The following is a 23899-nucleotide window of genomic DNA, read 5'->3' as shown; positions in this document are numbered from 1 at the left end:
AGGCGGGCGGGCGGCGCGCGTTGGTGCGCCGCCCGCCCGTTCCGTGTGTGGTGCGCGGGGTTTGTGCGGGACGTGCGCGGGGACACGAACGACGCCCGTGAGCCGTCTCTCTCGTGGTGCAAATGGCTTCAATATCGGATGAATGTGTCACCCGGCACCCGGTGGTAGCCCACTTGGCGTGTATGTTCCGGGGCCGAGAACCTTGGAAGGGACCAATCCGGTGAACAAGAAGCTTGCAGCCGCACTGTCCGGCGGTGCGGTACTGATGATGGCGGCCACGCTGACCGCCTGCGGCGACAGCCCCGAGGAGAAGGCCAAGAAGGAGCAGGCGGCCTGGTCGAAGTCCTACTGCCCCAAGGAGAAGGCGGCCGAGGAGAAGCGGGTCAAGGCCGACGGCCTGCTGAAGGCGACGGCCGCCGACGGCAAGCCCGAGGACATCAAGAAGGCCGATTCCGAGGCCTTCCAGATGTACGCGGAGGCCGCCCGGGAACGGATCAAGGCCCTGCGCGACGCCGGGCCCCCGCCGGTGGCCAACGGCGAGCGCGACCACAAGGAAATGATCAAGAACCTGGAGGGGCAGGCCACCGCCTTCGAGAACCTGAAGAAGCAGGCGGACGCCCTGGACCCGAAGGGCAAGGAGTTCCCGAAGGGCCTGGACAAGCTCGGCGAGGACCTGGGGAAGGTCGGCGAGCTGCCGGTGCCCAAGTCCTTCTGCCCGAGCTCCGGGGGCGCGGGGGCACCGAAGCCGGCGTAGGGCCGCTCGGACCCGCGCCGGAAGGCCGGGCCCGTCGCACGCGGGCGGGCCCGGCCGGTACGGCGATTGTCAGTGGCAGCGGTGACAATGGCCGGGTGAGTCAGACCAGCCTTTCCGCGCCCCTGCCCGAGTCCCTGCCCGGCCCCGAGAACGCGGCCCGGCTGCGGGACGCCCTGCTCGCCGCCGCGTTCACCGCCGACGGCCTGCTCGACCTGCTCGGCGCGCCCGCTTACAGCGCCCTGGCGCGCGGCGAGACCGTGCCCGCGCTGCGGGCGACCCGCGGGGACGGGCCCCTTCGAACGCTCGTCCGGCTCTTCCTGCTCCAGGAGTCCGTGCCCGCCGCGCGCGCCGCCGAGGTGCTGCCGGTCGCGGAATGTCTGGCCGGCGGCTGGCTGGTGGCCGACGGCGACCACGTCCGGGCGACCGTCGACGTGCGTCCGTACGGCGGGGACGACGGCCAGGACTGGTTCATCGTGTCCGATCTCGGCCGCTCGGTGGGCGGCGCGGGTGGCGCGGGCACCCGCGAGGAGGGCGTCGTGCTCGGCGTCGGAGGCGCGTCCACCACGCTCGCCTCGATCACCGTACGCACCCCCGCCGCTTCCGCCCTCGACCTCGGCACGGGCTCCGGGATCCAGACGCTGCACGCCGCGCAGCACGCCGTGCGGGTGACGGCGACCGACCTGAATCCACGTGCGCTCGCCTTCACCCGGCTGACCCTCGCCCTGTCGGGCGCGGCACCGGCCGAGCTGCTGGAGGGCTCCCTGTTCGAACCGGTCGAGGGAGCGACGTACGACCTGATCGTCTCCAATCCGCCCTTCGTGATCTCGCCAGGCGCGCGGCTGACCTACCGGGACGGCGGAATGGGCGGTGACGACCTGTGCCGCACGCTGGTGTCCGGCGCGGGGGAGCGGCTGAACGAGGGCGGGTACGCGCAGTTCCTGGCCAATTGGCAGCACGTCGAGGGCGAGGACTGGAAGGACCGGCTCCGTTCCTGGGTGCCGGCCGGCTGCGACGCGTGGATCGTGCAGCGCGAGGTGCAGGACATCACGCAGTACGCGGAACTGTGGCTGCGGGACGGCGGCGACCACCGGAGCGAACCCGCCGAGTACGCGGCACGGTACGAGGCGTGGCTCGACGAGTTCGAGGCGCGCGGGACCACCGGGGTGGGCTTCGGATGGATCACCCTGCGCAAGCGCGCGGCAGGGGCCACGGGTGAGCCGTCCGTCACTGTCGAGGAGTGGCCGCACCCCGTCGAGCAGCCGCTCGGGCCGGTGATCCGAGCGCACTTCGAGCGTCAGGACTACCTGCGGACGCACGACGACGCGGCGCTGCTCGCCGACCGGTTCGTGCTGGCCGAGGAGATCGTGCAGGAGCAGATCGGGGTGCCGGGGGACGAGGATCCGGAGTACGTGGTGCTGCGTCAGCACCGGGGAATGCGGCGGGCGACGAAGGTCGACACGGTCGGTGCGGGATTCGCAGGGGTGTCGGACGGGTCGCTGAGCGCGGGGCAGATTCTGGACGCCATCGCCCAATTGATGGAGGAGGACCCCGTGTTGCTGCGGGACCGGACGCCGGAGGCCATTCGGCTGCTGGTCGAGCAGGGGTTCCTGGTACCGGTGGGGTGAAGGGGCCGGACGGTGCGGGGCCGCGCAGGGCGGGACACCGACGGGTCGCGCCACTTCGCGGCGCGCGCCCCCTTGCGCCGCTTTCCGGAACCGCTGGCCGCAGGCCCCTGGAGGTGGTCGCCGCGCCGGATCCGGGCCGGGCCCGGGGCCCTCTCACGGGCCGGGCCGACGCGTCCCCGGATTGCGGACGGGCCGAGCGCGTCCGGGGGCGGCGTGGCGGTCCGGGCGGCAGGAATGGCGATTGTCGGGTTACCGTCTCCGGTGTGGCCGTTGCGGTCTTTCGGGCTTTTGCCGTTTGACACGGGGGCGGGTTGTACCGTCACACTCCGCAGCGTTGCCCGTCCGGCACAGCCGTGCCGGACGGGTACCGACCACCACTTGTGACCACCGAGTGTCGACCGGAGAGAAGAGCCAAGTTGTCCCCGACCAGCGAGACCGCACATGGCGGCCGCCGACTCGTCATCGTCGAGTCGCCTGCCAAGGCGAAGACGATCAAGGGCTACCTCGGCCCCGGATACGTAGTCGAGGCGAGCGTCGGGCACATCCGCGACCTCCCCAACGGCGCCGCCGAGGTGCCCGACAAGTACACCGGTGAGGTACGCCGCCTCGGCGTGGACGTCGAGCACGACTTCCAGCCCATCTACGTCGTGAACGCCGACAAGAAGGCGCAGGTCAAGAAGCTCAAGGAGCTGCTGGCCGAGTCGGACGAACTCTTCCTCGCCACCGATGAGGACCGCGAGGGCGAAGCCATCGCGTGGCACCTGCAAGAGGTCCTCAAGCCCAAGGTCCCGGTCCACCGGATGGTCTTCCACGAGATCACCAAGGACGCGATCCGCGAGGCCGTGTCGAACCCGCGCGAGCTGAACAAGCCGATGGTCGACGCGCAGGAGACCCGCCGCATCCTCGACCGGCTGTACGGCTACGAGGTGTCTCCCGTCCTGTGGAAGAAGGTCATGCCGAAGCTCTCGGCGGGCCGGGTGCAGTCCGTCGCGACACGCCTCGTCGTCGCCCGGGAACGCGAGCGCATCGCGTTTCGTTCTGCTGAGTACTGGGACCTCACCGGTACGTTCTCCACCGGACGCACCGGGGACGCCTCCGACCCGTCCGCCCTGGTCGCCCGCCTGACCACGGTCGACGGCAGGCGCGTCGCCCAGGGCCGCGACTTCAGCGCGGACGGACAACTGAAGAGCGACGTCCTGCACCTGGACGAGGCGAATGCTCGCGCACTGGCCGCCGCCCTCGCCGACTCCTCCTTCGCGGTGCGCTCGGTCGAGTCCAAGCCGTACCGCCGCTCGCCGTACGCCCCGTTCCGTACGACGACCCTCCAGCAGGAGGCGTCCCGCAAGCTCGGCTTCGGTGCGAAGTCGACCATGCAGGTGGCCCAGAAGCTGTACGAGAACGGCTTCATCACCTACATGCGTACGGACTCCACAACGCTGTCCGGCACCGCGGTCCAGGCCGCGCGGGCCCAGGTGACCCAGCTGTACGGCGCCGACTACCTGCCGGACAAGCCGCGCACGTACGCCGGGAAGGTCAAGAACGCGCAGGAGGCGCACGAGGCGATCCGCCCGTCGGGTGATCGTTTCCGCACTCCGGCCGAGACCGGCCTGACCGGCGACCAGTTCCGCCTGTACGAGTTGATCTGGAAGCGGACCGTCGCCTCCCAGATGAAGGACGCGGTCGGCAACTCGGTGACCGTGAAGATCGCGGGAACCTCCGCCGACGGCCGGGTCGCCGAGTTCTCGGCCTCCGGCAAGACGATCACCTTCCACGGCTTCATGAAGGCGTACGTCGAAGGCGCCGACGACCCGAACGCCGAGCTCGACGACCGCGAGCGCCGGCTGCCGCAGGTCGCCGAGGGCGACCCGCTCGGTGCCGAGGAGATGACCGTCGACGGGCACGCCACCAAGCCGCCCGCCCGCTACACCGAGGCCTCGCTGGTCAAGGAGCTGGAAGAGCGCGAGATCGGCCGTCCGTCCACGTACGCGTCGATCATCGGCACGATCCTGGACCGCGGCTACGTCTTCAAGAAGGGGACGGCGCTCGTCCCGTCGTTCCTGTCGTTCGCCGTGGTCAACCTGCTGGAGAAGCACTTCGGCCGGCTCGTCGACTACGACTTCACCGCCCGCATGGAGGACGACCTCGACCGCATCGCGCGGGGCGAGGCACAGTCCGTGCCGTGGCTGCGGCGGTTCTATTTCGGCGAGGGCGAGGCGGCCGGGCTGGCGTCCGAGGCGGGCAACGGCGACGGCGACCACCTGGGCGGGCTCAAGGAGCTCGTCACGGACCTCGGCGCGATCGACGCCCGGGAGATCTCCTCGTTCCCCGTCGGCGACGGGATCGTGCTGCGGGTCGGCCGCTACGGGCCGTACATCGAGCGCGGCGAGAAGGACGCCGAGGGCCACCAGCGCGCCGACGTCCCGGACGACATGGCCCCGGACGAGCTGACCGTGGAGTACGCGGAGGAGCTGCTGGCCAGGCCGAGCGGCGACTTCGAGCTGGGCGTGGACCCGGAGACCGGACGGCAGATCGTCGCCAAGGACGGGCGTTACGGCCCGTACGTGACGGAGATCCTGCCCGAGGGCACCCCGAAGACGGGCAAGAACGCCGTCAAGCCGCGGACGGCCTCGCTGTTCAAGTCGATGGCGCTGGACACGGTGACCCTGGCGGACGCCCTGAAGCTGATGTCGCTGCCGCGGGTGGTCGGGGTCGACGCCGAGGGCGTCGAGATCACCGCGCAGAACGGGCGCTACGGTCCGTACCTGAAGAAGGGCACGGACTCGCGGTCGCTGGAGACCGAGGACCAGCTCTTCTCGATCACGGTCGAGGAGGCGCTGGCGATCTACGCCCAGCCCAAGCAGCGCGGGCGGGCCGCCGCCAAGCCGCCGCTGAAGGAACTGGGCACGGACCCGGTGAGCGAGCGTCCGGTCGTGGTGAAGGACGGACGGTTCGGTCCGTACGTGACGGACGGCGAGACGAACGCGACGCTGCGGTCCGGCGACAGCGTCGAGGAGATCACGCCCGAGCGCGGGTACGAACTGCTCGCGGAGAAGCGGGCGAAGGGGCCGGCGAAGAAGGTCGCCAAGAAGGCGGCGAAGAAGGCTCCCGCGAAGAAGGCGCCGGCGAAGAAGGCCGCGGCCAAGAAGACGGTGGCGAAGAAGACGGCTTCCGGGACGGCCGCGAAGAAGACGGCTGCTGCGAAGAAGACGGCCGCGCCTTCGGAGTAGTCGGGGGGACGGGGACCGGCCCTCGACGTCGGCCCTCTTCGGGCAGGCGGAAGCAAGGGCGTACGGCGGGGGCGACGCTCCGCGCGGGGGCCGCCCCCTTGCCCGCCCTGCCGCAAGCACTCGGCTTCGCTCGTGCAGGGGGACACCCGCGCCCCCTGTGGGCGGCCGGCCCCGCCGCCCAAGAGGGCTGATGTGGATCACTGGGCCCCGCCGCCCAAGCGGGCTGACGACGGTTGCTTGGGCCCACGGTCCGTGCGGGCTGACGCGGGGGAGCGCCCCACACTCCAGTTCGAGTACTCGCGCATACGCCCCCGGCACTGCGGATAGGCTGACGGGATGACGCGAGCCGAGCAGCCAACGGTCGTGAGCCCCACCTCCGACGCACTAGCCGCAGACTCCCGCGAGCGAGCCGTCCGGGCTCTCCTGCGCCATCAGCCGCTCAAGCGGCTGTGGAGCGCACAGCTCGTCAGCGGTGTCGGAGATGCTCTCGCCCTTCTCGTACTTCTCCTGCTGACGCTGGAGGCATCGGGCCCCCGGGAGGTCTTCGGCGGCGACTACCGCGGTGTCGCCCTCGTCGTGGCCACCGTGTTCGGTGCCCGCCTCCTCGCCACGCTTCTCTTCGGCGCCGTGCTCCTCGGTCCGCTGTCCGCGCTCGTCGCGCCGGGCGGCCCGCTCGACCGGCGGTGGGCGATGCTCGCCGCCGACGGGCTGCGGGTCGCGCTGCTCGTCGTCGCTCCCCTGTGGGTGGTCTGGCTGCCGGACAGGGCGACGGCGATGCTGCTGGTCACCGTGTTCATCGCGGGGGTCGCGGAGCGGTTCTGGTCGGTGGCGCACGAGAGCGCCGCGCCCGCGCTGCTGCCCGCGCCGCCGATCGAAGGGGCTGCGGTACGGCCGCTTCCGGATCACCTCGGGGCTCTGCGGAAGCTGTCCCTCCGTACACGCTTCGTGGCCATCCCCGTCGCTGCCGCCGTTCTGCTGGCCGCCACCCTGCTCGGACGGCTGCTGGGCGCCGGGCTCGACTGGTTCTCGCACCACCAGGCTGCGCTCGGTTCGTACCTCGCCGCAGGGCTCTTCGCGGCTTCCGTTTCGATCCTGGTGCTGCTTCGGCTGCCTGACGCGCACACCCCGCGTCCCCGGTCGCCGCTTGAGGGACTGCGTCGTCCCAGTACCGGCAACGGTCCCGACAAGGGGCGTACCGGTGCCATTCCGCTTCTGGTTCCGGCCTGCGCCGCCGTGACCGCGGCGATCGCCGCCGCCGGGGCCGTCTCCGTACTGCACGCGGTGGACCTCGGGCGCGGTCCGGCCGTCTTCGCGCTGCTCGTGCTGGCCCTCGCGGCCGGTACCGGCACCGGTATCCGCGGCGCCGCCCGGATCCTGCCCACCCTGTCGCGCCGCCGGCTGCTTGCCCTGGCGATCGCCGCCACCGGTGTCGCGCTGCTGGCCATGGGCGTCGTGCCCGACACCACCACCGTGCTGCTCCTCGCGCTTCTCGCGGGCTTCACGGCGGGCGTCGCCGCGAACACCGGGCACACCCTGCTCGACCTGGAGACCGAGGAATACCGCCGGGCCCGTACGACCGAGCACCTGCAGGCGGTCGTGCGCCTCTGCGGCGCAGTCGGCGTTCTCGCCGGGCCGCTGCTGGCCGCTGCGATCGGCTACCACCGGCTGGAGAGCGGGAGCTTCGTCTTCATCAGGGGAGGCGGCGCCGGGTACACGCTGATGCTGGTCGGAGCTTTGCTGCTGCCCGTGGCCGCGCTCGTGCTCGCGAAGACGGACGACCGGCAGGGGGTGCCCCTGCGACGTGACCTGCGCGAGGCGATCTCGGGCGGCGAGCCGGCGCAGGCACCGTCCGCGACCGGGTTCTTCATCGCCCTGGAGGGCGGCGACGGAGCGGGGAAGTCCACCCAGGCCAAGGTTCTCGCCGACTGGATAAGGGCCAAGGGCCACGAGGTCGTCGTCACCCGCGAGCCCGGTGCGACACCGATCGGCAAGCGGCTGCGGACGATCCTGCTGGACGTGTCGAGCGCGGGCCTGTCGAACCGCGCGGAGGCGCTGCTGTACGCGGCCGACCGGGCGGAACACGTGGACTCGGTCGTACGGCCGGCCCTGGAGCGCGGCGCGGTCGTCATCACCGACCGGTACATCGACTCCTCGGTGGCTTACCAGGGCGCCGGCCGCGACCTGGCCCCCACGGAGATCGCCCGCATGTCGCGGTGGGCCACGCACGGCCTCGTACCGCATCTGACAATCCTGCTGGACGTGTCGCCCGAAACGGCGCGCGAGCGCTTCACCGAAGCGCCGGACCGGCTGGAGTCGGAGCCTCCGGAGTTCCACGCGCGCGTACGGTCCGGCTTCCTGACCCTGGCGGCGGCCGACGCGAGCCGATACCTGGTCGTCGACGCGGGCCAGGAGCCCGAGACGGTCAGCACGGTCGTACGCCACCGGCTCGACCAGATGCTGCCGATGTCCGAACAGGAGATCGCCGCCGCCGCAGCCGCCCGCAAGGCAGCCGAGGAAGAGGCGCGCCGCCTCGCCGAGGAAGAGGCCGCGCGCAAGGCCGAGGAGGAGCGGATCGAGCGCGAACGGCAGGAGCAGCTCGCCCGGCTGCGAGCCGAGGAGGAGGAGCGCAAGCGCCGCGAGATCGAGGAGGCGCGCCAGCGGGAGGCGGAGCGGCAGGCCGAGGAGGTCAGGCTGCGGGCCGAGGAGGCGCGCCGGCTCGCCGAGGAGGAGCGGGTGCGCCGCGAGGCCGAGGCCAAGGCGCGGGCGGCCGAGCAGGAGCGCCTGCGCAAGCAGGCCGAGGAAGAGGCCCGGCTGCGCGCGGAGGCGGAGGAACGCCGACGCGAGAAGCAGCGCAAGGCGGAGGAGGCGCTGCTGCGGGCCGAGGAGGCCAGGCGGGCGACGGAGGCGGCAAACGCGGCGGCTGCCGCGGCGGCCCTGTCGGCCGCGAGCGCCGGCCCGACGCCTGCGCCTCGCCCGGCCTCGCCCCCGGCTCCCGGAAATCCCCCTGCGCCTGCGCCCGGAACGTCTACCTCCGGAACGTCCACCTCCGGAACCCCTGCTTCCGGAGCTGCTGGTTCCGGAAGTGCCGCTTCCGGTCGTGCTTCGCTGCGGAAGCAGCCGGAGTCCGACAGCGAGGTGACGGTGCCGACTCCGGTCGTGCGGCTGGACATGACGAAGGACGACGCGCCGTCCGCAGCTCCCGCGCCCCCCGCTGACCCGCGCGCGGACATGGAGGAGACGACGGTGCTGCCGCAGGCTCCTTCGCGGACGGAGCGCTCGCAGGCGGCTTCGCCGTCCGGTTCGGCAGCGGGTTCGGCCGCGGACGAGACCGCGGTGCTGCCGCCGGTCCGACCGGGCCGGGTGGCTCCGCCGGCTCCGACTTCCCCGGCGGCTCCGGCTTCCCCGATGGACGAGACCGCTGTGCTGCCGCCCGTGCGGGACGCGGGTGCCCGGGGCGGGCCCGAAGCGGGGGCGCGCGGCGAACCGGCGGACCGGGTTCCGCGCGGGTACTTCCGCGACGAGCCGGCAGTGACCGGCGGCGGGGAGGACCGGACCCGGGAACTTCCCCAGTTCGACCCGGATGCCCGGGGCGGCGGCGCACCCGAACGTCCGCGCCGCCGATCGGACTGGGCGGAGGAAACCCCGCTGGACGACCTGCCGTCATTGGCCGACGAGCTGCTGGGCGACCCGGACGGAGAGAACGGCGACCAGGGGAACGGGCACGGCAAGGGACGTCGCTGATCTGGAAAAGCCCTGGTGGCGGGCCGGTGGCCGCTCCGGGCTCGTGGGTACGGGCAGGGAGACGCGCCCCAGACCCCGAGGCCTGGCGGGAGCCCTGCCCGCAACGAGGCCGCCCCGCGGAGGGAGGCGGTCCGGAAAAGCCCGTCGCACGTTGTCAGTGGGTGCCGCCACAATGGACCCAGGGCGCGACCGTGGGGCCCGCGCCACCATCCCGCGACGCGACCCGCGGGCCCGCACCCCGCCCTGCCATGCAGCCCGCGGGCCACCCACGCACCACCCCGCCACCAGAGGAAGGAGGGCAACCCCCACATGACCGTCTGGGACGATCTCGTCGGACAGGCACGTGTTCAGGAACAGCTCGCCGGCGCCGCCAAGGACGCCGACGCGCAGGTCACCCTCCAGACCTCTGGAGGGACCGCCCCCGACGCGTCCAAGATGACGCACGCCTGGCTGTTCACCGGCCCGCCCGGTTCCGGCCGTTCCACCGCCGCCCGCGCCTTCGCCGCAGCCCTCCAGTGCGTGAGCCCGGACCGCGCCCTCGGCGGCATCCCGGGCTGCGGCTTCTGCGACGGCTGCCACACCACTCTCATCGGCACGCACGCCGACGTGGAGATCGTCCGTACGGACATGCTGTCCATCGGCGTGAAGGAGACCCGGGACCTGGTCCGCCGAGCCCAGCTCTCACCCGCTGTCGGACGCTGGCAGGTCATCGTCCTGGAGGACGCCGACCGCCTCACCGAGGGCGCGGGCAACGTACTCCTGAAGGCTGTCGAGGAGCCCGCCCCCCGCACGGTCTGGCTGCTCTGCGCGCCCTCCCTCGAAGACGTGCTGCCCACCATCCGCTCCCGCTGCCGGCACCTCACCCTGAACACCCCCTCGGTCGCTGCGGTGGCCGACGTTCTCGTACGCAGGGACGGCATCGACCCCGAAGCGGCGATGACCGCCGCCCGTGCCACGCAGGGCCACATCGGCCGGGCCCGCCGTCTCGCCACCGACGAACGGGCCCGCAAGAGACGCGCCGCGGTCCTCCGCCTCCCGCTCCGCACCGACGACATCGGCGCCTGCCTCAAGGCCGCCCAGGAACTCGTCGACGCGGCGGCCGAGGACGCCAAACAGGTGGCCGAGGACGTCGACGGGAAGGAGACCGAGGACCTGAAGGCGGCGCTCGGCGCGTCCACCGGCGGACGCATGCCGCGCGGCACGGCTGGCGCGATGAAGGAACTGGCCGACCGCCAGAAGCGCCGTTCCACCCGCACCCAGCGCGACAGCCTGGACCTGGCCCTCACCGACCTGACCGGCTTCTACCGCGACGTGCTCGCCCTCCAGCTGGGCTCGTCCGTGGCGCTGGCCAACGAGGACGTACGGGACTCCCTGGACCGGATCGCCCGCGACTCCACCCCCGAGCGCACCCTGCGCCGCATCGAGTCGATCATCGCCTGCCGTGAAGCCCTGGACCGCAACGTGGCGCCCCTCCTGGCGGTCGAGGCGATGGCGGTGTCCCTGCGCACGGGCTGAACGTCACGCGGCCCGAGGGGCACCGCCGCGTGCCCCGACGGCCACGTGGCAGCCACCCCGTGGACCGCCTCAACACCACGGCAGCCCGTTGACCGCCTCACTCGTACGAGCACCCGGGCACACCGAGCATGCACGACACGTCACGTCGCGACTACGCTCCGGGCATGGACTTCAGGCCCCCGCCCCGTACCTCGCCCCGCCCCCGGCTGCGTACGTCAGTCGCCCTCCTCGCCGCGACCGGCCTACTGGTCGGGGGTGCGTCCGGCTGCTCGTCGGGCACGTCGTCCCCGCCGATCAAAACGGTGTCCACCACCACCCAGGGGCAGGCGCAGGGCTCCTCCGGCGCCGCCGACCGCGCGGCCCTCGCCCCCTACTACGCGCAGAAACTGACGTGGCGCCAGTGCGGTGTCCCCGGCTTCGAGTGCGCCACCATGAAGGCCCCCCTCGACTATGCGAAGCCCGGCAGCGGAAGCGGAGGCAGCGGCGACATCAAGCTCGCCGTGGCCCGCGTCAAGGCCACCGGCCCCGGCAAGCGCAACGGGTCACTGCTGGTCAACCCGGGCGGACCGGGCGGTTCCGCGATCGGTTACCTGCAGGCGTACGCGGGCCTCGGCTACCCCGCGCCGGTCCGCGCCCGTTACGACATGGTCGCCGTCGATCCCCGTGGCGTCGCCCGCAGCGAACCCGTCCAGTGCCTGACCGGAAAGGAGATGGACGCGCACACCCAGGTCGACCAGACCCCGGACAACGCGGCCGAGGTGGCCGCGCTGTCCGCCGCGTACGAGAAGTTCTCGGCCGGCTGCAAGAAGCGCTCCGCCCGCATCCTGCCGCACGTCTCCACGGTCGAGGCGGCCCGCGACATGGACCTCCTCCGCGAGATCCTCGGCGACGAGAAGCTCCAGTACGTCGGCGCCTCGTACGGCACCTTCCTGGGGGCCACCTACGCGGAACTCTTCCCCGACCGCACCGGCCGCCTCGTCCTGGACGGCGCGATGGACCCCTCCCTGCCGTCCCGCGACCTGAACCGCGACCAGACGGCCGGCTTCCAGACGGCCGTCCAGTCCTTCGCCGCCGACTGCGTCAAGCAGCGGGACTGCCCCCTCGGCACCGGCACCCCGGCCCAGGCCGCCACGCGCCTCAAGGCCCTCCTCACCGCCCTCGACGCCAAGCCCGCCCCCACCAAGGACAAGAACCGCCCCCTCGGTGAAGCCCTCGCCACCATGGGAGCGATCGCCGCCATGTACGACGAGGGCGCCTGGCCGAGGCTCCGCGCGGGCCTCAAAGCCGCCCAGCGAGGCGACGGCAACGGACTCCTCGCCCTCGCCGACAGCTACTACGAGCGCGGGCCCAACGGCGAGTACGCCAACCTGATGTACGCCAACACCGCCGTCAACTGCCTCGACCTCCCCCCGGCCTTCGCCACCGCCGCCGACGTCGAGACCGCCCTCCCCTCCTTCGAGAAGGCCTCCCCGGTCTTCGGCGCGGGCCTCGCCTGGGCCTCCCTGAACTGCGCCTCCTGGCCGGTTCCCGCCACTGGCAAACCCCACCGCATCGAAGCCCCGGGCGCCGCCCCGATCGTCGTCGTCGGCACCACCCGAGACCCGGCCACCCCGTACAAATGGGCCAAGTCCCTGGCCGCCCAGCTCGCCACCGGCACCCTCCTCACCTACGACGGCGACGGCCACACGGCCTACGGCCGAGGCAGCGACTGCATCGACACCGCGATCAACGCCTACCTGTTGGAAGGCACCCCTCCACAAGACGGCAAACAGTGCTCCTGACCTGCGCGGAAGCCCTCACTCCGGGGGTGGACGGAGCACCCCCCGAAACTGTGTAGACTTGGGCACGCTGCTGATCGCACCATGGTGTGAACACAGCGGCGCCGCCTTAGCTCAGTTGGCCAGAGCAACGCACTCGTAATGCGTAGGTCTCGGGTTCGAATCCCGAAGGCGGCTCGGATCAGCCCCAGGACTCACTCGCCGTGACCTGGGGCTTTTTCATGTCCGGGGGTGACGGCGACGGCGCAGACGGCCCTCGCGAGGCTCAGTGGTCTCCGTTGCGTCCAGGCCGGCCCGCTGACGGAGGTGCGCTCGGTGCCGTCCGGGCCACCCTGGTGAACCGTTCCCCGCTGAGTTCGCGCTGCTCCCGGTTCGCTTGACCTCCTCCACCTGTTGCCAGCCACGCAGCATCGAGCGCGACCCGCGCGGAGCAACCTCACCGCTGCTTCAACAATGACGACAGAGGGTGTCGGGTTTGCGGCCGACGATGGACGTATGCGCGAAACCCCAGAAGAACTCGACAGGCTCCAGTCCCTCCTCGACTCCTCCCTCTCCGGCTCGACCGCACACCTCCGCTCGATCGTCGAGGGCCGCACCATCACGGCGGCGCAGCTCACCGGGGTCCTCAACGGCATGTGCACGCTCGCCCTCTCCACGGTGACCGCAAAGGGCGAACCGCGGATCAGCGGCGCCGACGGGCACTTCCTGCACGGCCGCTGGCACTTCGGCACGGCGCGCAACGCCGCCAAGGCCCGTCATCTCGCGGCCCGTCCGGCTGCCAGCGTCGCGCACATGCGCGGCGAGGACCTCGGCGTGTTCACCCACGGCACGGTGGAGGAGCTGAACCCCGAGGGCGCCGAGACCACGGCCGACTGGCAGGAACTCCTCACCTACCTGCAGGACTTCTACGACGACGACGCCTTCGACTGGAACCGCGAGGTCGTCTACTACCGGCTGAACCCGCACTGGATGACCGTCTACGCCCCCGACCTCGACAAGCTCACCGGCACGTGACGCCGGGCCCGTCGACGGGGGCCTGCACCTGCGCGTACGGGGTGCGGGGCCGGCCCGCCGTCGCGTACCGCCGACGCCGTGGCGACGGCCTCGCCCAGCGCCCCCTCGTCAGCGAGGTGCGATGGCCTTCAGGCCTTCCTGGAGGTAGCTGCGGTGAGTTGGCATGGGGCAGTGCTCAACTACCCGCTGACGAATGCTTATTTGGTCGCGCGGGGTCGCAACGAATCGCGTCATGCGGTGCGCTGGAGCGCCTGCCGCCAACCCTCCTTATATCGGGAGGGACAAATGGATCCGCGGCAGGAGTGGAAGGTAGAGTTTGCGAGGTGAGGCTGCGTCAACTACTTTTTACCGCTGAGAGGAATGCTTGTGAAAGCGGTCACCGAAGACAGTAGAGATTCCGCCGCGCACCCCATGGATTTGTCCGCGCTGCTGCGGTCCTGGCGCGTCGACGCGGGTATCAAGTTGCAGCGGAGCCGCCCCCTCCCGCAAAAGGAGGTTGCGGAGTTCATGGGCGTCAGCGAGCGCTGGTACCGCAGTCTTGAGGCGGGTGCGGCCATTTCGCTCTCCGGGACCACCCTCAACAAACTTTCCGAGGCGCTACTGCTCGGACCCGATGAACGCATGGTGTTGTACGGCCTTGCGCTCGACGGCGCTTCGGTAGCCCTGGTCGATGAAGGCGGGGAGGCCGAGGAGCAGTTCACGTTGCTGCGTCTCGTCACAGCTCAGACGGAATTTCCTGCCTATCTCACCGACGCCGCTTGGAACATCCTCGGGTACAACACAATGATGGCGGCTTGGTTTCCTTGGGTGCGCGAGCCAGGCGCCAATCTCATGCGCTGGGCACTCGCCGACCAACGGGCCCGCGTGCAGATCCTGGACTGGCGATCACACGCGGAGGTATACGTAGCCATGCTGCGATTCGCGCGGGCCACTGCCTCCGATCAAGCGTTGGAAAACCTCATCAATGACATCCTGCGGGACCCGGAGTGCCGTCAAATCTGGGCGCAGGGCCCCAAGGTGATCGCTTTCCGACAGGGACACAGATACAAGCTCGCGCTGCCGCACATCTCGCCCGAGCCGGTCAGTGTCGTCTCCCAGGTCCTCCTTCCCGCGTACCAGCACGTGCTCCGGTACGTCGTGCTGCTGCCGCAGCGAGGCGCCGAAGCAGCTCTGTAGGGGCACGATCCGCAGCCCGCTCGGGGCGCGGACCGGAGTCGATTCTAGCTGTGGCTCCGAGGTCAGTGGAGCGGCAGATTATTGCCGCTCCTTTCTGGCCCTCCAAGAGGTGACCGGCACATATTTGCCGGTCACCTCTCTGCGTTCCAGTGCGTTGTGTCGCAGAAAGCCGCCGGGGTTCTATATCGGCAAAATTTTGCCTCTTGACGGGGACTTTCGCCGGTGACACCATCCACGTCTTGCGGGGCCTGAATCACATGCCCGCCCGTTCGATGTCATTGTGCGAGCGATGGCACAACTCGTGCCCTCCGAACCCCGGGGGAATCTCAAATCCCAGGTCACACACAGATCGGGGACAACTCTGTGAAGGTTTCAGCAGTATGGCACTGCAATTTGCTAGTACGGCGAACCGAAGTGTTCTCCACCGGCATCACCAGAAGAGCCTCGATCAGGCGGTCGTGACAGCCGGATATCGAAGCCGCTTTCGCAATTGGGAGCGTGTGGCCACCGTCAGGAACAGTCCGGTGCGGGAGCTGGCCGGTGACGGTGAGATTTTCTTCAGCCCAGAACTTGTTCCCGCCATGGCGCATCCGATTCTCCAGGAGTCGGAGCCCGGGGTCCGTGAGACGGTCCTCGTTCACCGCCTTTACGAGTACCTGAAGTTCACGATCGACCTGGAACAGAGTGCGGTCATACCGGTGACCGGTCACATCAGTCGCGGGATGGCCGGTATCGACCTTCCCGAGGGGATGCTTCTGGACGCATTCAAGATCGTCACCGATGAGGCGTGGCACGCACAGTTCACCTATGAACTCCTGCGGGAGGTGCGGAGTCGCACGAAGATCGTGCCGGCCCTGCCTCAGGCGCCCACCTTCACCGGCGTTCTCGCGCGCATCCATGAAGAACTGCCGAGTGAGATCCGTGGACTCGACGAAATGCTGTCCGCGATCGTAAGTGAAACGTTGATCTCCTCGCTGCTCGATGAACTTCCGCAGGACAGGAGGCTTCCCGAGGCCGTACGGGAAATGGTGGCTGACCACGCCGTCGACGAGGCCAAGCACCACACGTACTTCTCGACGCTGCTTCGGTACCTGGCCTGCGATGACGAAGAGGGAACGGGAACTGGCAGGCCCCTACATACCTCGGTTGATCTTCGCGTTCCTGGAACCGGACTATCCGAGTACCGCTCTGGGGCTGAGGGCCGCCGGCCTCGGAGGCGAGGCGGTGGAGCAGGTCATGAGCGAGGTCTACACCCGAGACAGGATCGTGGCGGACGTGCGCCGCGGCGCCGCGCCGACCTTGCAGTACTTCGTCGAGGCCGGCGCTCTGGAGCACGGCGCAACGCTTGAGGCGTTCCAGGAATCGGGGTTGGTCGCGTGAACACCATGAATACGGCAGTCGTTCGGGCCGCGCGCTCGCTGACGCCGACCGTTACGCAGTACTGGCTGACCGGCGCACAGGGAGCGGCGCGCCTGCCGACCGCGGTCCCCGGCCAGCACGTCACCCTGCGTATCGGTCCCCGGCTCAAGACCCTCACCGTCGTGGCGGTCAGCGACGACGGTTACGAGCTGGCGGTACGCAATCGGCACCGAGGTGGCAGACGTGATGTCCTCTCCCCGCGTCTGCACGTCGGTGCCCCCGTTGCCGTGAGCTCGCCGGGAGGGCATTTCACCGCTGAACACGCCGCGCCCTTCACCCACTTCCTGGCCGGTGGTGTGGGCATCAACCCGATTCTCGCTGTGCTGACCGCGGGACGGTTGCGCGGTTGGCGGCTGGTCTATGTCGATCGGGGCGAAGGCGAGTTCCCGTTCCTCGACCGGATCGAGGATCTGGCACGAGAACAGGGCGGCACCGTCGAAGTTGTGGATACCGGGACCGGGGGCCGACCGGACTGGACCGAGGTCGTCGCCCGGATACCGGAGGGAAGCACCGTCGGCGTCTGCGGTCCGACAGGAATGGTCGCGGATGTGCGCAACGCTGTGGCAAGGGAGTCGGGGAAGCGGCTTCTGGTCACTGACGAACCTGCCGCGCCTATTGTCGGCGGTCTGCCGGAAACCGTTGAGGTGGAATGCGCAAAGTGCGGTATCACGTTCCGGGCCGCACAGCATCAGCCCCTGCTGGACGAGTTGAAGCGCAATGGAGTGGCTGTCTCCTCGTCATGCCGGCAGGGTATTTGCGGGACGTGTGAGATCGAGGTCCGGACGGGTCGTATCGACCATCGTGACGAAGTGCTCACCGATCAGGAGAAGGCCGAGTCGGGCTACATGATCGCATGTGTGAGCAAGGCGATAAGTGACCGTCTCGTACTCAATGTCTGACGCTCCGGCGTCCGCGGCGGATCTCGGCGCGAGGGCCGCGGGACTGCTGAACACACTCGAAACGACTGAGGAACAACCTTCCCTTGCGTGACAAACTGTCGATGGTGCCGCGTCCCATCCTCTATTACCTTGGAGCCTCGTTCTTCATGGGGCTTTCCAACACCATTTTCGACGTGGTGTTCAACTTCTACCTCGCCGACCGCGGAATTGACGAGGCGGCGGCAGGGGCGATCTACTCCATCGGTACGGGAGCCATGGCGGTCGCGGTCGTGCCGCTCCTGGTGCTGCCGCGGTTCGTGTCCCACCGGACCCTGCTGATTTGGGCGTCCGTATTCTTTGCCTTCCCGTTCGCCGCTATGCCGTTCGTGCCGTCGGTTCCTGCCGCGGCCGTGGCGCTGGGCCTGAACCAAGTGGGGTTTCTCGGGTGCCTTTCGCTGGGCAACTCGATTGCTGCCTCCCATGTTCCGGACGCTGCGCGGACCCGCCTGTTCAGCGGGTTCTTCATCTGTTATCTCGGTGCAGGTGCTGTTGCTTCCGCCGTGGTTTCGGCCCTGAGCAGCTTGCTCCCGCTGGCGGATCTGCAGAAGTATCAGGTCATCCTGCTGATTTCTTTCCTCTCCGGTTGCCTGATGCTCGTGCTGCGTGTCCCTTCGGCACGCAAGACGCTGCGGACGGACAAGGCCGAGGCGACGGGCGACGGGATCACATCCGAGGAGAGGCGAAACTTCGCGGTACTCGTCCTTGCGGCCGCTTGTCTGGGGGCCTCGATCACGCTCGTCTTCCGGTTCGCGAATGTCCTTTTCCGGCAGATCTACGACCTTCCGGTCAGCGAGATCTCGCTGATTCTGGGCGGTGACAAGGTCGTCAGTGTCGTCGGTGCTGTCGTAGCTCCTCTCCTCGTCAAGCGCTTCTCCCTCCGCCCCAGCGCCGGATTCTTCGGAGGGCTCGCCTTCGTCAGCTTGATGGTGCAGTCCTTCACGGTTCCGCTGGTGGTCTTCGTGCTGTTCTACCTGCTGCGGCTCTTCTCCAATTACTGTCTGATGCCCCTGCTCGACACCGTCGCCATTTCGGGCTTCCTGCCACGGCGGAGACTGGTGTCGACCAGCCTTCGGCAATCGTCGTTCTATCTCGGCGGAGCTGTCGCTGCGGCGGTCTACGGAGATCTCCTGCAGCGAGGAAACTGGCAGGCCACGCTCTGGATATCCGGCGGGTGTGCACTTGCTGGGGCAGTCGCGGTGACCCTCGTACGGGAAGCCGATGCAGGTACACGGCGGGCACATCCCCCCACAGAGAAAGTTCTGGAAAATGCGTGAACCGGAAATGCGAATCAGCCCTGACCTTTCCGACGGTGCGGAAGGGCGGGTGACCGGAAAGCTGGTGGTCGTGGATCCGTTCTCCAGCGGCGGGGTCTTCGCCCGTCGCGCAAGGGAGTTGTACGGACTGGACGCGGTCGCCGTGCTGACTTCGGACCTGTTGCCTACCGCGCTCACGGCGTCATATGTACCCGAGGACTTCGTCGGAGAGGTCCGGTTCGTCTCCGTGGCCGAGACGGCGGCAGCGGTTGAAGCGCTGTGCGGCGGGCGCCCGGAGGCTGTGATCTGCGGGTCGGAGCCAGGGGTCGAGGCATTCGACGCCCTCGCCGCTCACTGGGGGCTTCGCCCGAACTCCGGCTCGTCCCTGGCCCGCAGGGACAAGTTCCTGATGCAGCACCGCCTGCGGGACGCGGGTCTCCGGCACATTTCGCACCACAAGGCGGCTGATCTCGATTCCGCCCTGAAGTGGTGTGCCGGCAGCGGGTTGACCCAGTTCGTGGTGAAGCCGGTGAAGTCCTTCGCCACTGACGGCGTCTTCTTCTGCTCGACCCCGGACGAGGTGCGCGCCGCCTGTCAGAACCTGTTCCGGCGCGCTGACTTCTCCGGCGAGGACATCACCGAAGTTCTTGTCCAGGAACGCGTCATAGGACCTGAGTTCGTGGTCGACTCGGTCTCCCTCGACGGCGACCACTTCGTCGTCGACATGTTCCGGTACACGAAGGAGAACGTGGAGGGCAATCCCGTCTACCGTGCGATGAAGGGCGTCGACGTCGCCGCGCACCCCGACCTGGTGGCCTATGTGGAGAAGGCTCTGACCGCGCTGGGGATCGAGAACGGGCCGGCCCACAGCGAGCTCATCCTCACCGAGGACGGGCCGGTCCTCATCGAGACGGGTGCCCGGATGCACGGCGGTCAAGGACCGAACCTGGTCGAGGCGGCGTCCTCGCACTCCCTCATCGACCTGGCGCTGGCTGCACGCGTGCAGCCGGACGACTTCCTGAGCCGGACCGGGACACGACCGGTGCTGCACAAGAGCGTCGTCGAGTGCTTCCTGTTCTCGCCGGTGGCGGGCGTGGTCGGCGTGAACCGGGTACGAGAGAGCTGCCAGGCCCTCGACAGCTACCTCTTCGACACCTGCGACCAGGTGCCGGGCGCCCGCATCGAGAAGACGACCGACCTGATCACCTCCTACGGCAGGGTCGTGCTCGCCCACTCGGACGCCCAGGTACTGGCACGGGACATGGAGCACGTTCTCGACCTGGACCGGCGAGGTGTGCTGATCGACGTGCGTCCCGATGCACAGTCCGGAAACCCTTGACGTACGGCAGCTGGGCTTGCGGCAGCCGTACGGCGAAGAAGGGGCGCTGACGCGCGAGGGGAGCACCTGACCACTCGGTTCGGTCAAGCGCAGGTCTCGGGCGCGAGACCCGGAGGCGGCTCGGATCAGCCCCAGGACTCACTTGCGGTGACCTGGGGCTTTTTCGTGTCCGGGGGACGGGGCGCCGTAGAAAACGCTGATCTCTGCCGTGGGACCGGCGACTTGACACTAAAGTGCATGTGCGTGCAACCTTCTTGGTGTTCCGCGTGTCCCCTGTCGAGCTGTCGGGGGATGTCATTGCGTGTGCGATCAAATAATTGGAGGTCTGCGCATGGCCGATCCCGTAAAGATCAAGATCTGGTCCGACTACGTCTGCCCCTTCTGCATGCTGGCCGAGGGCCCCCTCGAAGAGGGGGTGGCGGATGTCGGCGTCGAGGTGGAGATCGAGTGGATGCCGTTCGAGCTGCGTCCCCACCCGCAGCCCACCCTTCGACCGGAGGACGAGTACCTTCCGGCCATCTGGCAGCGGGCCGTCTATCCCATGGCCCGCCGTCTGGGGGTCGACATCACGCTCCCCACCGTGTCCCCGCAGCCGTACACCGCCCTTGCTTTCGAGGGTTACCAGTACGCGGCGGAGCACGGCCTGGGGACCGCCTACAACCGGCGGATGTTCCGGGCGTTCTTCCAGGAGAGTCAGGACCTGGGGGAGATCGACGTCCTCACCGCACTGGCCGGCGAGGTCGGCCTCGACGAGGCGGGCTTCCGGGGCGCGTTGACGGACGGCACGTACCGCGCCAAGCACAAGGAGGCGCTGCGCGAGGCGGCGGCCCACCGGGTGCAGTCGGTGCCCACCCTGCTGATCGGTGACACCCGGATCGAGGGTGTGCCGCGGCCCGCGCAGTTGCGCAAGGCGATCCTCGACGCCCAGGCACAGCAGTCCGAGGACACCGTCTACGGGGCTTCCTGCGGTATCGACGGGGGCTGCTGAGGTGAGCGGCACTCATCCGGGTGGCCGTTCCGTCGGCCCTTCCGGGGTCCGGCCCGGCAGTCGTTCCGGCGCCCGCCCCGATACCGGGTCCGGCGCTGCGTCCGGTATCCGGCCCGTCGATCCGTCCGGTACCTGGCCCGACGAACGGCCCGGCGCTTCGGCCGGCACCCCGTCCGTCACGCGGCCCCGCACGCCGCCCGGCACCTCGGGCGGGCTGCCGTCCGGGAGTCCTCCCGGCGGTCATCCCGCCCTCGCCGCCTGCCGTTTCGCGGGGCTCGATCTGCGCAACAGGTTCGCCCTCGCCCCCATGACCCGGGTGTCCGCCACCGAGGACGGCAGGGCCACGGAGGAGATGGCCGAGTACTACGGGGCCTTCGCCGAGGGCGGGTTCGGGCTCCTGGTGACCGAAGGGACCTATACCGACACCGCGTTCAGTCAGGGGTACCTGCATCAGCCCGGCATCACGGACGAGGCGCAGGCCGCCGCCTGGCGGCCCGTCGTGGACAGGGCCCACGCGGCCGGGGCCCGCATCGTCCTGCAGCTGATGCACGCCGGAGCGCTCGCGCAGGGCAACCGCTTCCGCGACGGGACCGCGGGACCTTCGCCGGTCCGGCCGCTGGGTGAGCAGTTGGCCAAGTACCGGGGGGACGGGCGCTGGCCGGTCCCCGCAGAGATGACGCACGGCCAGATCGACGAGACGGTGCAGGGGTTCGCCGCCGCCGCGGTCCGGGCCCGGGGGGCCGGGTTCGACGGCGTGGAGGTTCACGCGGCCAACGGCTACCTGCTCGACCAGTTCCTCACTCCGTACACGAACACGCGGACCGATGCCTACGGAGGCGCCCTCGAAGGGCGTCTGCGGCTCGTACGGGAAGTGGTGTCGGAGGTCGCACGCGCGGTGGGGTCGGGTTTCCCGGTCGGTGTGCGGTTCTCGCAGGGGAAGATCAACGACGCCTCGTGGCGATGGCCGGGCGGGGACGCGGAGGCCGGCGCCGTCTTCTCGGCGGCAGCCGAAGCGGGGGCGGACTACGTGCACCTCGCGGGCGGTTGGCGGGACTGGCTCCCCGGTGAGCCGACGCTTGCCGCGCTCGCCCGCGAGGTCACCGGACTTCCGGTGATCGCCAACGGCGCGCTGCACCAGGACGCGGCGGCACGGCGCGTCCTGGACGAACGGCACGCCGATCTCCTGGCGATCGGGACGGCCGCGCTGGCCAACCCCGATCTGCCGCGCAGGGTGGCCGCGGGTGTGGCCCTGGCGCCGTTCGATCCCGGGGTGCTGGAGCCGCTGGCGACGCTGGCCAACGCGCGCCTCCGCACGACGGCTTGACAGTCGTTACTTGCACATACAAGATTAGTACCCAAGGCCGGAACGCCGACGGCGATCTGGTGTCACCATCTGCTTGCTTGTGCAGGCAAGTGATAGGTCGCGCGTCACTCGGGAGACGAACTGCTCATGCGTACACACGACAGCGAACTGATGGACTACGCCCACGAAGCGATCCGGCTCAGCCGCGAGCACGTGGCGCAGGGCGGCATCCCCTTCTCCGGCGTGATCGTGGGCAGTGGACGGATCCTGGGGACCGGCTTCAACCGGGTACGCGAGGACAACGACCCCACCGCCCACGCCGAGGTCGTCGCCCTCCGGGAGGCCACCACCAAGCACGGCATCCGCGCCGTGGCCGGAGCCACCCTGATCGCCTCCGGTGAACCCTGCGCGCTGTGCTACATGGCGTCGCTGTACGCCAGCATCGGCCACATCGTGCACGTCGCCGACCGCAGGACCGCCGCCCGGTACGGGTTCGACTACACGAGTTCGTACTCCCTCTTCGCCGAGGATCCGGCGGACTGGCCCCTGAAGGTCACGGCGCTGCAACTTCCCGAAGCGGAGCAGCCGTTCCAGGACTTCCTCACCTTGAGCCGCGCCGGGCGGTAACCGGCCCGCGTCTCTCCGCCCTCCCGTACGACCTGCAATCCGGTACGACCCGCATTCCGGTACGACGCCCCTCCCTCTCCTCCTCCATACACCGCACGGAAGGACCACCCCCATGCACTGGCTCTACCTCGCGATCGCCGTAGCCTTCGAGACCACGGTCGCCATCGCCGCCGGCAAGGCCGAAGGCTTCAAGAACCGCAAGTGGACCGCCATCACCCTGCTCAGCGGGGCCGCCGCGACCTTCTTCCTCAGCAAGGCGCTGCTGACCTTCGAGGTCGGTGTCGGCTACGCCCTGTGGACGTCCGTCGCCGGTGTCGGCATCACGGTCATCGGAGCGCTGTTCTTCGCCCAGCGCCTGAACCTGAACAAGCTGATCGGCATCGCCCTCGTCATCGGCGGGGTCGTCGGCCTGCAGCTGAGCGGCTCCGCCTGAGCCCCGCGCCCGGCCTCCCCGACTTCGCACTCCGCTCCACCCGCAACGACCTGACGATCTTTCACGAGAGGACCCACCTCCCATGTCCAACGCAGCCCGGAGCTCCGCCAACGCCTGGCTCATGCTCCTCCTCGCCGGAGTCTTCGAGATCGGGTACGCGCTCGCCGTCGGCGGCAGTGAAGGCTTCACCCGCCTGACCTGGTCCCTGGTCGCCGTGGTGTTCTTCCTCCTCACGCTCTACGCACTGAGCCTCGCCCTGCGCACGATCGACGTGAGTGTCGGCTACGCCGTCTGGGCGGGTATCGGAGCGGTCGGTGCCGCGGTCTTCGGCCCGCTCTTCTTCGACGAGACCCTCACCGTGACCAAGGGCGTCTGGCTGGCCGTCATCATCGTCGGAGTCATCTGGCTCAAGCTCGCCGACCGTACGAAGCCCGCCGAGGCACAGGCCGGGACCCCGGAAGCCGGGCGTCTCACGGACCGGCCCGGAACGGTGACGGTCTGACGTACGCCGAAGCCAACGCCCACAGGCGCCTGCTGCCCTTTCTGGAAAAGGGCACCCGGCGCCTGTGGCGTGCGTGCTGTGTCACTTCGCGGTTCTGCCGCCGTCCACCGCGAGGGCGGCTCCGAGGTGTGGACGATCGAGCCCGCGCCGGCCGGGGTCCTGGTGGTGCTCGCAGCGCGGGTGCACGGGTTCCCGGCACGACGCGTGGCCGCCTCCGGCCGGCCGGGCGGCTCCGTCCGATCCGGCATCCAGCCATCGCGCCGAGCC

At 69.7% G+C, this 23899-nt stretch carries 17 protein-coding genes, 1 tRNA gene and 1 pseudogene; all 19 read left to right on the top strand.

All coding sequences use genetic code 11. The annotated features are described in order from the left end of the window. Window positions 1-220: 220 nt before the first annotated feature. The 19 genes and pseudogenes from HNQ79_RS22460 (at window position 221) to HNQ79_RS22375 (ending at window position 23632) form a co-directional block, all read left to right on the top strand. The gene (locus HNQ79_RS22460) at window positions 221-754 is read left to right on the top strand and encodes a small secreted protein (protein ID WP_185033881.1); all 534 of its coding nucleotides are present in this window, start codon (window positions 221-223) and stop codon (window positions 752-754) included. Between the two features lie 95 nt (window positions 755-849). Then, complete coding sequence (locus HNQ79_RS22455) at window positions 850-2379, top strand: DUF7059 domain-containing protein (protein WP_185033879.1); 1530 nt, start codon at window positions 850-852, stop codon at window positions 2377-2379. Window positions 2380-2795: 416 nt separating this feature from the next. Continuing rightward, complete coding sequence (gene topA / locus HNQ79_RS22450; protein ID WP_185033877.1) at window positions 2796-5606, top strand: type I DNA topoisomerase; 2811 nt, start codon at window positions 2796-2798, stop codon at window positions 5604-5606. Between the two features lie 336 nt (window positions 5607-5942). After that, on the top strand, window positions 5943-9347 hold the full coding sequence (tmk, locus tag HNQ79_RS22445; protein WP_185033876.1) for a dTMP kinase: 3405 nt from the start codon (window positions 5943-5945) through the stop codon (window positions 9345-9347). A gap of 309 nt (window positions 9348-9656) precedes the next feature. Next, window positions 9657-10862 carry a DNA polymerase III subunit delta' gene (locus tag HNQ79_RS22440; protein WP_185033875.1) on the top strand — a complete coding sequence of 402 codons (1206 nt, stop codon included), beginning with the start codon at window positions 9657-9659 and terminating at the stop codon, window positions 10860-10862. Window positions 10863-11026: 164 nt separating this feature from the next. Beyond that, window positions 11027-12643 carry an alpha/beta hydrolase gene (locus HNQ79_RS22435; RefSeq protein ID WP_185033874.1) on the top strand — a complete coding sequence of 539 codons (1617 nt, stop codon included), beginning with the start codon at window positions 11027-11029 and terminating at the stop codon, window positions 12641-12643. Between the two features lie 100 nt (window positions 12644-12743). Beyond that, window positions 12744-12817 (top strand) — tRNA-Thr (locus tag HNQ79_RS22430). A 318-nt stretch (window positions 12818-13135) separates the two neighbouring features. After that, window positions 13136-13654, top strand: coding sequence for a pyridoxamine 5'-phosphate oxidase family protein (locus HNQ79_RS22425; protein ID WP_185033873.1), 519 nt, complete (start codon window positions 13136-13138; stop codon window positions 13652-13654). Window positions 13655-14020: 366 nt separating this feature from the next. Beyond that, window positions 14021-14830, top strand: a complete 810-nt coding sequence (locus tag HNQ79_RS22420) for a helix-turn-helix domain-containing protein (RefSeq protein ID WP_185033872.1) — start codon at window positions 14021-14023, stop codon at window positions 14828-14830. A gap of 257 nt (window positions 14831-15087) precedes the next feature. Continuing rightward, window positions 15088-15858, top strand: a pseudogene (locus HNQ79_RS34790) (diiron oxygenase); the annotation flags it as partial. Window positions 15859-15931: 73 nt separating this feature from the next. Continuing rightward, window positions 15932-16210 carry a hypothetical protein gene (locus HNQ79_RS33880; RefSeq protein ID WP_229923286.1) on the top strand — a complete coding sequence of 93 codons (279 nt, stop codon included), beginning with the start codon at window positions 15932-15934 and terminating at the stop codon, window positions 16208-16210. Window positions 16211-16215: 5 nt separating this feature from the next. Next, window positions 16216-17148 carry an iron-sulfur cluster-binding domain-containing protein gene (locus HNQ79_RS22410; protein WP_229923305.1) on the top strand — a complete coding sequence of 311 codons (933 nt, stop codon included), beginning with the start codon at window positions 16216-16218 and terminating at the stop codon, window positions 17146-17148. Window positions 17149-17231: 83 nt separating this feature from the next. After that, window positions 17232-18461 carry an MFS transporter gene (locus HNQ79_RS22405; RefSeq protein ID WP_185033869.1) on the top strand — a complete coding sequence of 410 codons (1230 nt, stop codon included), beginning with the start codon at window positions 17232-17234 and terminating at the stop codon, window positions 18459-18461. A gap of 49 nt (window positions 18462-18510) precedes the next feature. Continuing rightward, window positions 18511-19779, top strand: coding sequence for an ATP-grasp domain-containing protein (locus tag HNQ79_RS22400; RefSeq protein WP_185033868.1), 1269 nt, complete (start codon window positions 18511-18513; stop codon window positions 19777-19779). Between the two features lie 331 nt (window positions 19780-20110). Continuing rightward, window positions 20111-20767, top strand: a complete 657-nt coding sequence (locus HNQ79_RS22395; protein WP_185033866.1) for a DsbA family oxidoreductase — start codon at window positions 20111-20113, stop codon at window positions 20765-20767. A gap of 214 nt (window positions 20768-20981) precedes the next feature. Next, window positions 20982-22091 (top strand): oxidoreductase, encoded by a 1110-nt coding sequence (locus tag HNQ79_RS22390; RefSeq protein ID WP_185034160.1) that lies wholly within the window; start codon window positions 20982-20984, stop codon window positions 22089-22091. 126 nt (window positions 22092-22217) lie between these two features. After that, complete coding sequence (locus HNQ79_RS22385) at window positions 22218-22697, top strand: nucleoside deaminase (protein ID WP_185033864.1); 480 nt, start codon at window positions 22218-22220, stop codon at window positions 22695-22697. Window positions 22698-22809: 112 nt separating this feature from the next. After that, the gene (locus HNQ79_RS22380; RefSeq protein WP_185033862.1) at window positions 22810-23130 is read left to right on the top strand and encodes a DMT family transporter; all 321 of its coding nucleotides are present in this window, start codon (window positions 22810-22812) and stop codon (window positions 23128-23130) included. 82 nt (window positions 23131-23212) lie between these two features. Continuing rightward, complete coding sequence (locus tag HNQ79_RS22375; RefSeq protein WP_185033860.1) at window positions 23213-23632, top strand: DMT family transporter; 420 nt, start codon at window positions 23213-23215, stop codon at window positions 23630-23632. Window positions 23633-23899 lie beyond the last annotated feature (267 nt).

It is taken from the genome of Streptomyces candidus (assembly GCF_014207445.1).
GTDB lineage: Bacteria > Actinomycetota > Actinomycetes > Streptomycetales > Streptomycetaceae > Streptomyces > Streptomyces candidus.
The sequence above is the reverse complement of the archived record's forward strand: the minus strand, read 5'-3'. Positions and strand labels throughout refer to the sequence as shown.